At 36.9% G+C, this 14,089-nt stretch carries 14 protein-coding genes; 1 reads left to right on the top strand and 13 read right to left on the bottom strand.

Translation table 11 applies throughout. The features are described from left to right. Positions 1-37 precede the first annotated feature (37 nt). The 7 genes from H8S40_RS06445 to H8S40_RS06415 all read right to left on the bottom strand — a co-directional run bounded on the left by H8S40_RS06445 (position 38) and on the right by H8S40_RS06415 (position 6,305). Positions 38-610, bottom strand: a complete 573-nt coding sequence (locus H8S40_RS06445) for an ATP synthase subunit B family protein (protein WP_022076436.1) — start codon at positions 608-610, stop codon at positions 38-40. 2 nt (positions 611-612) lie between these two features. Continuing rightward, positions 613-1,104, bottom strand: coding sequence for a pantetheine-phosphate adenylyltransferase (gene coaD, locus H8S40_RS06440; protein ID WP_118723715.1), 492 nt, complete (start codon positions 1,102-1,104; stop codon positions 613-615). After that, a complete protein-coding gene (gene rsmD / locus H8S40_RS06435) occupies positions 1,098-1,667 on the bottom strand; it encodes a 16S rRNA (guanine(966)-N(2))-methyltransferase RsmD (protein WP_022076438.1) in 570 nt (189 codons plus the stop codon). The genes coaD and rsmD overlap by 7 nt, the downstream gene beginning before the upstream one ends. Positions 1,668-1,758: 91 nt before the next feature. Next, entirely contained in the window at positions 1,759-1,965 is a 207-nt protein-coding gene (locus tag H8S40_RS06430; protein ID WP_022076439.1) for an alpha/beta-type small acid-soluble spore protein, read from the bottom strand. Positions 1,966-2,114: 149 nt separating this feature from the next. Beyond that, the gene (recG, locus tag H8S40_RS06425) at positions 2,115-4,175 is read right to left on the bottom strand and encodes an ATP-dependent DNA helicase RecG (RefSeq protein WP_186864875.1); all 2,061 of its coding nucleotides are present in this window, start codon (positions 4,173-4,175) and stop codon (positions 2,115-2,117) included. Positions 4,176-4,278: 103 nt separating this feature from the next. After that, the gene (locus H8S40_RS06420) at positions 4,279-5,931 is read right to left on the bottom strand and encodes a DAK2 domain-containing protein (RefSeq protein ID WP_118723718.1); all 1,653 of its coding nucleotides are present in this window, start codon (positions 5,929-5,931) and stop codon (positions 4,279-4,281) included. 14 nt (positions 5,932-5,945) lie between these two features. Further along, positions 5,946-6,305 (bottom strand): Asp23/Gls24 family envelope stress response protein, encoded by a 360-nt coding sequence (locus H8S40_RS06415; protein WP_117988934.1) that lies wholly within the window; start codon positions 6,303-6,305, stop codon positions 5,946-5,948. A gap of 236 nt (positions 6,306-6,541) precedes the next feature. Here H8S40_RS06415 and rpmB point away from each other — a divergent pair, with 236 nt between their 5' ends. Beyond that, on the top strand, positions 6,542-6,727 hold the full coding sequence (rpmB, locus tag H8S40_RS06410) for a 50S ribosomal protein L28 (RefSeq protein WP_022076443.1): 186 nt from the start codon (positions 6,542-6,544) through the stop codon (positions 6,725-6,727). Between the two features lie 352 nt (positions 6,728-7,079). Here rpmB and H8S40_RS06405 read toward each other — a convergent pair whose 3' ends face one another. From H8S40_RS06405 to H8S40_RS06380, 6 genes are read right to left on the bottom strand one after another with little or no spacing between them, the layout of a single operon-like run. After that, complete coding sequence (locus tag H8S40_RS06405) at positions 7,080-7,469, bottom strand: GerW family sporulation protein (protein WP_022076445.1); 390 nt, start codon at positions 7,467-7,469, stop codon at positions 7,080-7,082. Further along, positions 7,462-8,415, bottom strand: a complete 954-nt coding sequence (locus H8S40_RS06400) for a DUF2953 domain-containing protein (RefSeq protein WP_118723719.1) — start codon at positions 8,413-8,415, stop codon at positions 7,462-7,464. The genes H8S40_RS06405 and H8S40_RS06400 overlap by 8 nt, the downstream gene beginning before the upstream one ends. 3 nt (positions 8,416-8,418) lie before the next feature. After that, complete coding sequence (locus H8S40_RS06395) at positions 8,419-8,763, bottom strand: hypothetical protein (protein WP_022076447.1); 345 nt, start codon at positions 8,761-8,763, stop codon at positions 8,419-8,421. 19 nt (positions 8,764-8,782) lie between these two features. After that, positions 8,783-10,240, bottom strand: coding sequence for a peptidoglycan D,D-transpeptidase FtsI family protein (locus H8S40_RS06390; protein WP_366482320.1), 1,458 nt, complete (start codon positions 10,238-10,240; stop codon positions 8,783-8,785). Continuing rightward, the gene (locus tag H8S40_RS06385) at positions 10,170-11,588 is read right to left on the bottom strand and encodes an FtsW/RodA/SpoVE family cell cycle protein (RefSeq protein WP_186864874.1); all 1,419 of its coding nucleotides are present in this window, start codon (positions 11,586-11,588) and stop codon (positions 10,170-10,172) included. Before H8S40_RS06385 ends, H8S40_RS06390 begins: the two co-directional genes overlap by 71 nt. A gap of 37 nt (positions 11,589-11,625) precedes the next feature. After that, on the bottom strand, positions 11,626-14,043 hold the full coding sequence (locus H8S40_RS06380) for a U32 family peptidase (protein ID WP_186864873.1): 2,418 nt from the start codon (positions 14,041-14,043) through the stop codon (positions 11,626-11,628). Positions 14,044-14,089: the final 46 nt, after the last annotated feature.

The raw sequence follows: 14,089 nt of genomic DNA, 5'->3' as shown, positions 1-14,089 counted from the left end.
ATACTTGTCTTTCTATTTTAAATCACTATGAGCACTTCTATGCATCTACATCTTCCGGAACAAGTCCATCATCCTGTACAAGTTCTGCACGATTTGAACGTACTACATCATAACACTCCTGCAATGAATTGATCAGTCCATCATATTTTGTAGAATAACTGTCCAAAGTATGTCCAATAATGTTCTCAGCATTAGAAAGAAGGTCATCCGTATACTGAATTGCTCCCATACGAATTGCATTTGCATCAGAAGTAGCATTGTCAACAATCTCCTGCGCCTGTGCAGTAGCCTGTGTTACAATCTCGTTTGCCTGTGCATATGCCTGCTGCATAATCTCATGTTCACTTACAAGTTCTGTTGTCTGTACCTGTGCTTCTTCGATCATAGCATCAGCTTTCGCCTGTGCATCTGCCAGAATCGCATCTCGATTAGCGATAATCTTCTGATAACGTTTGATCTCGTCTGGCGTTTTCATACGAAGCTCTCTTAACAATTCATCTAAATGCTCTTTGTTAACAATAATTTTAGTAGTAGACAATGGCTGATATTTACAATCTCTGTCTATGTACTCTTCAATCTCTTCAATAATCTGTTCAATACGACTGCTCATGATTATACTCTCCTTTTTTCTTTCATCTTCTGTTCAAGCTTTCCAACTACCGCTTCCGGCACAAACTGTGTAATATCTCCACCATAAGAAGCAATTTCTTTTACAGTTGTAGAACTTAAATATGAATATTCTATACTAGTCGTCAAAAATATGGTCTCAACGTCCGGATTCAGTTTGTGATTCGTCTGGGACATCTGTAACTCATATTCAAAATCTGTGATTGCACGCAAGCCACGAATTACAACCCCTGCCTCCATCTTGGCAGCAAAATCAATCAACAAGCCATCAAAAGGATAAATCCGAACATTTGGTATATCTTTTGTCACTTCCTTTAACATTCTAACACGTTCTTCGACAGAAAACAACGGCATTTTAGCATTATTATTCAGCACTCCGACAATCAATTCGTCAACCATTTTACTAGATCTTCTGATCACGTCCAGATGTCCATTTGTAACCGGATCAAAGCTTCCCGGATATATTGCTCTTAACATATTTCTTGTTTCCCCTCTTTTTCTATAAAGACATGTTTGTTTGTTTTATATTCTTTTGTTTTAATCATTCGAAATCCCATCTGTTCCAGATAAGAAAACTCTGTATCTAATGAAGCTTCTACGATAATTACGGTATCTTCATAAACCAGTTCTGATTTCGATAAATAAGATAGCACCATCTTCTCCAGTTCCTGATTATATGGTGGATCCATGAAAATATAATCGAAAGTTTTTTCACCTTCCAATTGATACAACGCTGTCATGACATCCTTTGTCATAGTCATCGCTTTCTTATCTAATTTTGTATATTTTAAATTTTCTTTAATACATTCCATCGCACGAGGATTCTTTTCCACAAATACCGCTTCTTTCGCACCTCTGCTAAGCGCCTCTATCCCGATTCCTCCACTTCCACTGAACAAATCTAAAAATATGCTATCATAAATATATGGGGATATCATATTAAACAATGTTTCTTTAATTCGATCCGTCGTCGGTCTCGTCTCCATCCCATCCAGTGTTTTTAATTGTAATCGTTTTGCACTTCCTGCTATTACTCTCATAAGACTCCTCCTGTCTAACATGGTGAATTTTAGCAGAAAAAAGCACCTAGGTCAATTCCTAAGTGCCTTTTCTTCATATTTTCTATGGTTGTTATTTACCTGCCATCTGTTTTTCCTGCTGCTCGATCATCTTTTTAACCATATAACCGCCAACAGAACCATTCTGTTTTGATGTCAGATCCCCGTTGTATCCATCTGACAACGGAACTCCAAGTTCACTTGCTACCTCATATTTAAATTTGTCTAATGCACCTTTCGCTTCTGGCACAGCTGCTCTGTTTGATGAACGATTTGCCATGTTTGTTTCCTCCTTTTGCGTCTTTTTGTAACTCTCTTTTCGTTACGTTTTTTGTTGTAACTGTGTTGTTACACTCATAGTATATGAAGGATTCAAACTTTTACACTGGGAATTTTTCCTATTTTAATTTCTATACTCAAATCTTTTTATTACAATGTTGTCTCAAGCATTCCTCCCTGAATGATTTTTTGAACTTGTTGTTTTAAAGATTCATATTTTTCTTTTTCAAGTTGTGGATCTTCTTCCAGAATCAGATTTGCAACTTCACTTGCCTGTTGAAGCACCTGTGAGTCCTGAAAGACATCCCCAAGCTTAAAATCAAGAATACCACTCTGCCTGATTCCGAATAAATCTCCGGGACCTCTAAGCCTCAAGTCTTCACTCGCTATAAAAAATCCATCATTTGATTCATTCAAAATATCCAAGCGTTCTTTTGTCTCTTTGGATTTTGACGCACTCATAAAAATACAATATGATTGATACTTTCCTCTTCCGACTCGCCCGCGCAACTGATGTAACTGTGCAAGTCCAAATCGTTCTGCATTTTCAATCAGCATGACTGTCGAATTCGGCACATCAATTCCGACTTCAATTACAGTTGTTGAGACTAATACTTGAATTTCATTTTTTGAAAATGCTTCCATAATCTCGTCTTTCTGAGACTGCTTCATTTTACCATGAAGGCATTGTACCTTAATGTTCACACCCATTATTTCCTGCAAATTTTCCGTATAATCTGTAACATTTTCTACTTCAAGTGTCTCACTTTCTTCAACCATAGGACAAATCACATAACATTGTCTTCCCTGTGCTATCTGATTTTTTATAAACCGATATGCTGTATTGCGATAGCCCGTATCAACGACACAATTTTTTATCGGAAGTCTATTTTTCGGGAGCTCGTTTATTACAGAAATATCTAAATCCCCATACACTATAATTGCCAGAGTTCTTGGAATCGGTGTCGCACTCATCACAAGAATATGTGGACTTACACCTTTATTTGCCAAACTTTCACGCTGTTTTACTCCAAAACGATGCTGTTCATCTGTCACGACCAGAGCCAGATTTTTGTAAATCACCTTTTCCTGGATTAATGCATGTGTGCCTATAACCAACTGAATTTCACCTGCTTCAACTGCTTCATAAACAATTCTTTTTTGTCTGGCTGTCATAGAGCCCGTCAAAAGTCCCACTTTCAATGAAATCTCATATTCCTGCAACATATGATTGATGTTTTCAAAATGTTGTCTTGCCAAAACCTCTGTTGGTGCCATCATCGCAGCCTGATATCCATTTAGTCCTGTATACATCATTGCAAGCAATGCAACAATCGTTTTTCCAGAACCTACATCCCCTTGCACAAGTCTCGACATCACATGGATTCCTGCCATATCATTTTTTATTTCTCTCCAGACTGTTTTTTGCGCATCCGTAAGTTCAAATGGCAGACTGTTTAAAAATTTCTCAATTTGCGGTTGCTTGCGAAAACAATACGGATTTAAAACACGTTCCTCGCTTTCTTTCAGCATACGAAGTGAAAGAATAAACAACATAAATTCCTCAAAGACAAGTCGTTTTCTCGCATGATAAAATTCTTCTTTATCTTTTGGAAAATGAATTCCATAAATTGCCCGGCGATAATCAGAAAGCTGATATTCCCTCACCATATCTTTTGGCAAGATTCCCTCTCCCACATCACACTCTTCCAACACCTGCCTGACTGCTTTCATCACTGCGTGATTGGTAAGCCCGGTAACTAATGGATAAATCGGCTGAAGCGTATCTTGTTTCAGATCGTATTTGGATGCAGGGCAAAACACTTCCGGATGTTCCATTACAAGCCCTTCTTTTTTTCGGATAACACGCCCTCGAAGTGTGATTGCCCCTGCTTTTGCCAATGTATTTCGCAAAAACGGCATGCGAAACCATATAACCTTTAGTGTTCCTGAAATATCTTTTAAATATACTGTTGTAATCTGCATCTTAGGACTTCCGCCAACCTGGATTCTCCCATAAATACTCCCGGTAACAGTCATTGTTTTTCCTTCTTCTAATTCACTGATTGGCACAGGCTCTTCATACACATCATAACCTCTCGGGAAATATCTGATCAAATCTCCAATTGTATAGATTCCTGCTTTTTGAAATATCTTTTCTGTCTTCTCTCCAATTCCTTTCAGGGTACTGATCCTTGCTGTCTCGTTCATCTTTTATATCACCTTATATTTTAAAACAGATCAGTCTTCACATAGAAAACCGATCTGTTATTCAATCTCTTTTGATCTCTGTTTTATAGAACCCTCTTACTTTTTATTCTACTGACAGCACATAATAATAAATTGGCTGTCCACCACAATGAAGATCTACATCTGCATCTGGATATAATTCTTCAATTTCAGATGCAAGTTTCTCTGCATCTTCTTCCTGAATATCTTGTCCATAATAAATACTGATCAATTCGCTGTCTTCATCTGCCATCAAGGACAACATCTCTTTTGTTGTTGCTTCTACAGACTGCCCTACTGAAAGGATTCCTTCATCCCCGATACCCATGATATCACCTTCGTGAATTTCTTTATCATCAATGTGTGTATCACGAACCGCATATGTCACCTGACCCGTCTTAACATTCTGGATTTCTTCTTTCATCATCTCTTCATTAGCCTTTGCGTCCTCTTCGGGCACATAGTTAATAATTGCTGTAATTCCTTGAGGAACTGTCTTTGTTGGAACTACGATAATGTCTTTATCCTCCGTCAATGCCTGTGCCTGGTTTGCTGCAAGAATGATATTCTTATTATTCGGAAGAATAAAGATATGATCTGCATTGACCTGATCAATTGCTGTCAACATATCTTCTGTACTTGGGTTCATTGTCTGACCGCCTTCAATGATATAATCAACTCCCAGCTCACGGAAAATCTCATTCATTCCTTCACCGATAGATACAGCAATAAATCCCACATCTTTACGTGGCTCTTTTTTTGCCTGCTCTGCTGCAAGTTTTTCTGCATCACGGATTAATTTTTCCTGATGTTCTTCTCTCATATTATCAATCTTCATACGCGAAAGCTGTCCATAAGTAAGAGCTCTCTGAATTGCAAGTCCTGGATCATTCGTATGCACATGGATTTTAACAATATCTTCATCTGCTACACATACAATCGAATCACCTATAGATTCCAGAAAAGCTTTAAATTCATGCTCATCTTTCTCTGTAAATGCTTTTTCTGTCATAATTATAAATTCTGTACAATATCCAAATTTGATATCTGTCTGTGCCTGTGCATCCGGCTTAACCATCGTTGTTCCCACACTGGATTCAATTGCACTATAATCAATCTCTTTACCTTGGAAAGCATCATATGCACCATTCAGCACTTCAAGAAGACCCTGTCCGCCAGAATCCACAACTCCTGCTTCTTTTAATACCGGAAGCATCTCAGGTGTTTTAGAAAGAACTTCTTTTGCATATGCGATAACTTCTGGAATGAATACTTCCAAATCGTTCGTTGTCTCAGCCATCTCACGGGCTTTCTCTGATGCACCTTTTGCCACTGTCAGAATTGTTCCCTCTTTTGGCTTCATAACCGCTTTATAAGCAGTTGCTGTTGCACGTTCACACGCTGACGCCAATGCCTGCACATCTACTTCTTTATGTTCTTTGATTTCTTTTGTAAATCCACGAAGAAGCTGGGAAAGAATAACTCCCGAGTTACCTCTTGCTCCTCTTAATGAACCAGACGAAATTGCTTTCGCAAGTGCTGTCATATCTGCAGACTCCAAACCTTGTACTTCTTTTGCAGCTGACATAATTGTAAGTGTCATATTTGTACCTGTATCTCCGTCTGGAACCGGGAATACATTCAATTCATTAATATATTCTTTTTTAGCTTCCAGATTTGCTGCTCCTGCAAGAAACATCTTTGTAAGCAGCTCTGCATTTATCGAATTCGTTGCCACGATCAATATCCTCCTTAATCAATCACTCTGACACCTTCAACGAAGATGTTAATTTTATCGACTGTCATACCGGTGAATTCTTCTACTTTATATTTTACATTATTCATCAAATTATCTGACACAGACAGAATATTTACACCATAAGCAACAATCACATGAAAATTCAGAGTTAAACTGTTCTCATCTGAAATCTCAATCTGAATCCCATGAGTCAGACTCTCTCTTTTTAATAATTTTACAAGACCGTCTTTCATATTCACAGCTGCCATACCTACAACTCCAAAGCACTCTACTGCAACGGAACCTGCATACTTCGCAATTACTTCCGGGTTGATTGTAATAATCCCCAGATCTGTACTCATACTACCTTTCATTTCTATATACCTCCAATTTCAAATGGATTTCAAACCTATACTTTTTAATACAGATATGATTATATTAGCATGAAAACTATATTCTGTGAACCATCTTTCTTTAAAAAATATCGAGAAAATTAAAAATAAATGTCACTAATTCAAAAAAACGCTTGCATTCATTGCAGCTTTCTGCTAGAATATCAGTGTTGTGAGTCTAATTATAGACTATTTCAAATTGTTAGGAGGTGTTTGTGATGGCTAAATGTGCTATTTGTGAAAAGGGTGCTCACTTCGGAAACAACGTAAGTCACTCTCATAGAAAATCACCAAAAATGTGGAAATCAAATGTAAAGTCTGTTAGAGTTCAGACTGAAGGCGGAGCTAAAAGAATGTACGTATGTACATCATGCCTGAAATCAGGACGCGTAGAACGTGCTTAATTTAAGTATCGTTTTCAGACAGAGCGGATTGTAAATGACCGCTTTACAGACACGGATTAAAAAGACTCAGTATTCTCTTTGAATATTGAGTCTTTTCTTTTTTCTGTCAAGCATATGATCAAACAGGTTACTGTTCAATAACCCTTTTGGGTTTCTTATTTACAGAATAATATATATCCCGCTATCATAAATCCAAGAAACAGCATTATACGAAAAAACAAAGTCTCTGGCATCATCCATGCGATTACCATCCCTATTGCTGCACAAAAAAATGCAAACCCTATCACTCGTTTCATTCTATTCCATCTATCATATCCACTTCTTATTTATGCTTATGCAGTTCTTTCTGTCTTTATTCTGCATCATCCAACATTTCTGCAACGTCTTCTTCTGTTACAGTGTCTTCTTTTCTTGTTGTAAATTTATCTAAAATTCCAGGTACCATATCAAGCAATTTTGTCATCGTATCTTGATTCTTAATATTTACCAATCGTGTTGTTCCATCTTTAATCACCAGCACAGCACTTGGTGTGATTTTTCCACCAATACCTCCACCGGTTCTTTCTTTCTTATCGTTATCAAATGCACCGGCACCAAGTCCAAACGAAACATCTAAGAGCGGAAGTATTGTCACTCCATCTGTATGAATTGCCTCTCCTACTACTGTCTTTGAAGATACTACTCCATCCATCCCCTTAAACAAAGCACCTACTGTATCTTTAAAATTATTTGTATCAGCCATTTTGTACTCCTCCTTCATCAAAACTGAATTTCCTAATATCTCCAATTGTTATTCTGACATTTTTTGTCCAAATAAGATTCCATGCCATCTTTACGATACTCGAGATTCTGATTTTTCCTTTTATAAATAATCTTCCATCCAAAACAGACTTTTCAAAATCCGGACTGATATTTAGATGTTCTCCAACCAACGGATATATCATTCCCAGCACTGCTAAAACTTTCCCTGTCAAATCAGGCTCTTCAAATCCAAAATGGATATCTCCCTCTACTTTTTTGGGGCAATATTTTTTCAACAATTTCTTTAATTCACAAATAAGCTTTTTTAATGCTGCCACATGTGTCTCTTCTGTTATAAATGCCATTAAGATATTCTTTTTTTGAATAAGTAATTTTATCTTATCACAAACCTTTTGAACTGTACACCTAAGTGTCCGCAATTTAGAGACTGCTCTTTCATAAAGACTTGATTTTTTTTCTTTTTTTGACTTGATTTCAGCTTTTTTTTCTGAAGTAGTCTCTTCTTGCACATGCTCTTCCTTTGTTTCTGACACCACAGCCTTCGGCTTGTGGATTGGTTGTTCTCCCTCTTTTTCTTCCATAGCAGTCAATATTTTATCATTATCTGATTGTAGTACATCGCTCTTCTTTACATTTTCTTTTTTTACATCTGTTGTTTCGGCAATATTACTTTTTTGTATCCAGGCAATTCGTATTTTCCAGGTAAATTGCTCTTTTTTGTAATTTATCTCTCCCGAAATCAGATGAAACAGATACGTAAATGACCCATGAACATCAAGATTTTTTATTTCTTTATCACATTTGCCTCTTGCCTGATAACAAAATGGTGATAACAATACTGTAATAAGCATTAAAGCAAGTAACACGATAATTCCCAGTATCAGATACCCTATTAACTTTAATATAAACAGGATTACATGGAGCATTTTTCACCCTCTGCTTTCTTCAAATCTTCTTTGTTGTTCTACTATATACGCCCTAATCTCTACACCACCCGTTTTTTCAACTGTGTCCTGTGTGATACATTCAACAAGACTCATTGCTGATGTATAATCTTCGGCTATCCCAACAATAAATATTGTCTCATCATCATAAATTCCTTGTTGTAACAGCAGAGAAGAATATATATCAAGATGATTCTGTTCTCCCTGTGCCAATGTAATCAAGTAAAAAGGTGTTTGAAATTTCCTTTCCATTAATTTTTTCAGCACTTGATTCTTCTTTTTTTCAAATCGTTCACTAACATATAAGTCACAAAAACATCTAATCTGCATTCTTTTCCCTGCTCTTTCATTATCTGTTATAATATGAATCCAAAATCTGCTTTGCTATCGGCACTGCTTTTGCACCACTGTTTCCATCATATCCTTCGATAATAACACTGATCACCAACTCTGGATTATCTACATTGGTAAAACCAACAAACCAAGAATGGGTTTTTTCACCATCATCCATACTGTACTCTGCTGTTCCGGTCTTTCCGGCAACCGTATAAGAGCCATAATTCAAATCCATTCCGGTTCCTTCTTCTACTACCGCACGCATATATTCTTTAAGCTGAGCCGCTTCATCTGAAGTCATAAGCTTTTTATAACTCTTTGGTACATTTTTACTAATTTCATTACCAGTATGGTTCGTCACTTTATCAACCAGATATGGGCGCATCAGTGTTCCTCCATTCGCCACTGCTGATGTGATAAGTGCCATGTGATAAGGACTGACCAGGGTGTTTCCCTGCCCCATAGCTGTCATCATTATCTCTGCTTCTCCGGTATTCTCATCCACCGCAAAAGAACTCTTAGAATAATCCAATACCGATGGAAGTTTTTTATTAAACAATAATTCCTCCGCTGTTTGTCTATAAGATGTTTTATTTAATGACAACCCTATATTTGCAAAAGAGGAATTACATGAATTTGCAAAAGAGCTTCTTAAATCTTCCAGCCCATGAACAGTACTTGCAAAACAATGAATTGTAGTATCTCCCCAAGTAATAGCTCCCTGACAATCATATGTATAATTTGCATAATCTGGATTTTCTCTCATAAACTCTAACGCCGTTACAATTTTAAATGTTGATCCCGGAGCATATGCTCCCTGCGTCACACGATTTAAAAGCGGACTATTATCACTATCCGAATTCAAATAATCCCACTCTGTTTCAATCTGATTCGGATCAAAAGTCGGTTTTGACACCATTGCCAGTATCTTTCCTGTAGCTGGATCCAAGACAACTACCGCACCTTTATTGTCTGCAAGTGCATCATATGCCGCTTGTTGAAGCTGGGCATCCAACGTTGTTACAACTGTATCTCCGATATTTTTTGTGTCCTGAAACTCATTTCTAATCTTCTCCAAGAAAAATGCATTCGATGTTAAAAGTTCGAAATTTTCTACTGATTCCAATCCGGTTTTTCCAAGACTGGAATCATACCCTATAACATGTGCAAATACATCTCCATATGGATACACTCTCGATTCATTTCCCGCTTCATCCGTTTGCGTTTCTGCAAGCACAACTCCATTCTTGTCTGTGATATTGCCTCTGACTACCTGTTGTGCAAAATTATTCTGTCGTTCATTGTGTGGGTTGTTCACAATTTTCTGTGCACGCACAAGATTAAAATAAACAAGATATCCCATCAACGCAAGGAACAACAATACAAAAATATACGTAACTCTAGCGAATTCTTTGTTTCGGGACTTCTTCGAATTTTGTTTTGTTCTTTTTGGACGTTCTTCCCGTTTCATTTCTTACTACTCTCTCTTTTCTTGCTCTTTTTAATTCTCTTTTTTCAACTTCATCTTCTCTGACTATGTACAAACCTTGTATGATACCAAACATAATCATTGTACTTAACATGGAACTTCCACCATAACTTACCAATGGCAGTGTAACTCCTGTAGAAGGAATAAATTTCGTTACTCCTCCAATCATCAAAAACACCTGGAAAATGTAGCAGGTTCCCAATCCCAGTGCAACCAATTTATAAAATTGATTTCTAATTTCCATTGCAATATTTAAAAACATAACATAACAGCTTACACAAATCAAAATCAGACATAACGCATAAATCAGTCCCATCTCCTCGGCAATTGCTGCGAATATAAAGTCCGACTCTGCTACCGGTATCAAATCTGGACTTCCCTGCATCAGTCCCATTCCAAACCAGCTGCCGGTACCAATCGCAAATAATGACTGTGCTACCTGATACCCGCCCTCGTTATATGAAGCGAACGGATCCTTCCATACAGATACTCGTACTTTAATATGTGCAAACAAACGATATCCCAGCATAGCCGCAACACTTCCTGCACCAATTCCTGCTATTGCATACAGTGGTTGTCTTGTTGCCACATACAGCATAACCAGATATACGACAAAGAAAATCAGTGCCGCTCCCAAATCTGTTGATAAAACTAAAATAAGTACATGCGCTGCCGCAATTGCTGTTGTAATCAAAACATTTTTAAAGTCTGTTGATTTTTGCAAACTCGCTGCAACAAAAAACACAAACAATATTTTTACAAATTCTGATGGCTGCACTCCAAATCCAGCAATTGTAAATCCTAACTTCGCACCTCCGGAAGTTGCAGCAAACACTGCAACAAGACACAAAAATGCAAATCCTACACCCGCATATATATATGTCCAATCTATCAATGTCTTCATCTTACGAATAATAACCGGAACAACAAGTCCAATCACCGCACCTACAATTGCATAAATAAACTGTTTTACTGCATCTGCAAACTCCAGTCTTGTGATCATGATTAATCCAATACTGATCAACATACACATATTGTTTACAATCAAACTGGATACATTCGGATAGATAATCCGATACAATACGATTACTGCAATAAAATATACAACCTGACATCCGTAAAAAACAATTAGTTTCTGTTCTCCTGCTTTTAAATACATAACCATATAAGCCATAAAATGTATTAAAAACATTAATATATTCTGACGAATCAGAATGTGTCTTTCGCTCTCTTCGTATTCTTGTACAAAGATAGAAAAGCACGAAAATGTATATGCAGTCATCAAAAATATAATAATATATTTTGAAAGTTCTATTATAATATTAACCACTTTTCCACCTACCTAATAATAATCTTTTCTAAAATTTTCAAGAAACTCCTCTTCTGAAATGTCCTCTCGTAATAGAATCCTTTTGTGAAAACAGCTCTCCCTTTTCATCACTAAACATGCTATTACATTGGTTCAAAATTTGCTTCACTTCGTCTCTGTTTTCTATTGAAAACTGAATGCGATACCGTTCTGCATTCAATTCTTCCAAATCTTCTTTCAGGTCTATCAGATACAGTGGCGCTGTATTATAAATTACATTATAACAATCTCTACACTGATTTTTGACCGGAAATTCATTCTGATACCGATCCTTTAACATCGTGATCTTACAATCTTTTTTACACCCGTGAACCGTAGATGTCACGCACTGGGCTGTCACCATTGCCGGAATATACCCGTATACAATCATCTCATCCTGTTTTGAATCCAGGTTTACAATTTCGCTTTTATTTAATTCAACCGGTATTGTACCATAAGTAATACCCTGCTTTTTCCAGAATTGTTTTGCAAATCTATTCATAATATATAAATTATAATCCAAACGAATGTTATCCGAATAATTTTTTGATTTTAAAAACTGATATTCTTCCATGCTTCGAATCAACATTCCATCAAAGTATCTTGTCAAAATGCTGTCATATGCCTGTTCAAAAATCTCTATCGTCTGATTTCGAAAAATACGTGGCATTGCTAAAAATACTTCTATATTCTTTTTATGAATCCTATCCGATATCCCTTTCCATAGTTCCGTATCTAATCCTGTTGTATCAAGATTACTGTCAACATAGATACATGCAACTGAATTATCATTTTCTAAAACTGCTTCTAATTGTTCTTGTGTCTCAACCAAAACAGACAGCTTATTCTCTTTCTTACTAAATTTCACCGATACTGTATCCAATATTTCTTCTTGTAAAACTTTCTTTTCGGCTGTTTTTCTATGAAAAGAATCCTGTATCTTTTTTTCTAATTCTTCTAACGCTTTTCGTCTCATTTCATTAAGTTGCTGCATCGGAAGAAAGACTTCTCCATGTAATTCGACATCTAACATATCAAACGCAAATTCCGTATTTCCTGTTTTCTGTAGCTGTTTTTTAATTCTCTCTTCATCGAGCGGACGGCTGCTTGCTGCTTCAACTTGTTGTTCCGATTCTACTTCTACGCTATATTCATCTTTACAAACTACTAATTTTGCTGCTTTTCCTGCTTCCATTGAAATGTATCCATAAAGTTTTTCAATTACCTTTCCTTTTGAATACATTATCTCTAAAGTATTCAGTAATTCCGGACTCTGAACACGATATAAAACTTCACCCGCAGGCAGTCTCATTCCTTTTGGCGCAAGAATTGTTATCACTTCTCCCTGCTTACAAGATTTTCCAGTGGTATAACGCTGTGCCTCATTTTTAAATTCAATCAAATCACCTGCAGCTATATCAGTCAGAGCTCTCATCTGAACTTCTCTTCCTTTTTGAGAAAGCACCGCCCCGACTTTAACTCCAATATGATTCGGCTTTTGAATTGTAATCATATTACGACCATTTTTCTGTTTATAATATCCGGTGTGAAACCCGCCTCGGTTAAACAAATCCATCAGCATCTCTTTGTCTTTATCATCCACCAAATATGGTTTTTGAGGATTTTTCAGATATAAATCTACATATTTACGATATAATGATGTTACACCGGCAACATACTCCGGACGTTTCATTCGACCTTCAATTTTAAAAGAATCAATCCCTGCCTCAATCAAATCCGGAATGATATCCAAAGTACAAATATCTTTTAAACTAAGTAGATATCCTTTTTCTCCATCTACTGTATAAGGAAGTCTGCAAGGTTGAGCACATTGCCCTCTATTTCCGCTCCGCCCTCCGATCAGACTGCTAAGCAAACACTGTCCGGAATAGCAATAGCACAATGCTCCATGTACAAAACATTCCATCTCCATACCTGTTACAGATTTTATATTACGAACTTCTTCCAATGAAATTTCTCTCGCCGGAACAACACGCACTGCCCCGTTTTCTTTTAAAAATTGTGCCCCATTTACTCCGGTAACCGTCATTTGTGTACTTGCATGTATGTCCATATCCGGGAAATATTGCCGCACTACATTTAAAACTCCCATATCCTGAACAATTACTGCATCCAGCCCTCTTTGATAAAGCGGTTCCAGATATTCCGGAAGCTGTTCAATTTCATAGTCCTTCAACAAGGTATTTACTGTAAGGTAAAATTTTCTCTGATGTAAATGTGCATAATCAATTGCATTTAAAAGCTGATCTTCCGTAAAATTCTCAGCAAATGCCCTTGCACCAAACTTCGGTCCGCCGGCATAGACTGCATCCGCTCCGGCCACAATCGCTGCATGAAAGCTTTCGTAGGAACCCGCCGGTGCAAGAATTTCTATTTTTCTGTCTTGATTTTTATTTAAATCATACTTTAAATTCATATAGACTCCCTTTTCTATATCAATATATGGTTGATATATTAAATAG

The sequence above is a fragment of the Ruminococcus hominis genome (assembly GCF_014287355.1).
In the GTDB taxonomy this organism is placed as follows: domain Bacteria; phylum Bacillota; class Clostridia; order Lachnospirales; family Lachnospiraceae; genus Schaedlerella; species Schaedlerella hominis.
The sequence above is the reverse complement of the archived record's forward strand: the minus strand, read 5'-3'. Positions and strand labels throughout refer to the sequence as shown.

Coding starts and splice junctions, on each gene's coding strand:
- H8S40_RS06445 (WP_022076436.1), bottom strand. CDS start 610: ATGAGCAGTCGTATTGAACAGATTATTGAAGAGATTGAAGAGTACATA.
- coaD (WP_118723715.1), bottom strand. CDS start 1,104: ATGTTAAGAGCAATATATCCGGGAAGCTTTGATCCGGTTACAAATGGA.
- rsmD (WP_022076438.1), bottom strand. CDS start 1,667: ATGAGAGTAATAGCAGGAAGTGCAAAACGATTACAATTAAAAACACTG.
- H8S40_RS06430 (WP_022076439.1), bottom strand. CDS start 1,965: ATGGCAAATCGTTCATCAAACAGAGCAGCTGTGCCAGAAGCGAAAGGT.
- recG (WP_186864875.1), bottom strand. CDS start 4,175: ATGAACGAGACAGCAAGGATCAGTACCCTGAAAGGAATTGGAGAGAAG.
- H8S40_RS06415 (WP_117988934.1), bottom strand. CDS start 6,305: ATGAAAGGTAGTATGAGTACAGATCTGGGGATTATTACAATCAACCCG.
- rpmB (WP_022076443.1), top strand. CDS start 6,542: ATGGCTAAATGTGCTATTTGTGAAAAGGGTGCTCACTTCGGAAACAAC.
- H8S40_RS06405 (WP_022076445.1), bottom strand. CDS start 7,469: ATGGCTGATACAAATAATTTTAAAGATACAGTAGGTGCTTTGTTTAAG.
- H8S40_RS06400 (WP_118723719.1), bottom strand. CDS start 8,415: ATGCTCCATGTAATCCTGTTTATATTAAAGTTAATAGGGTATCTGATA.
- H8S40_RS06395 (WP_022076447.1), bottom strand. CDS start 8,763: ATGCAGATTAGATGTTTTTGTGACTTATATGTTAGTGAACGATTTGAA.
- H8S40_RS06390 (WP_366482320.1), bottom strand. CDS start 10,240: ATGAAACGGGAAGAACGTCCAAAAAGAACAAAACAAAATTCGAAGAAG.
- H8S40_RS06380 (WP_186864873.1), bottom strand. CDS start 14,043: ATGAATTTAAAGTATGATTTAAATAAAAATCAAGACAGAAAAATAGAA.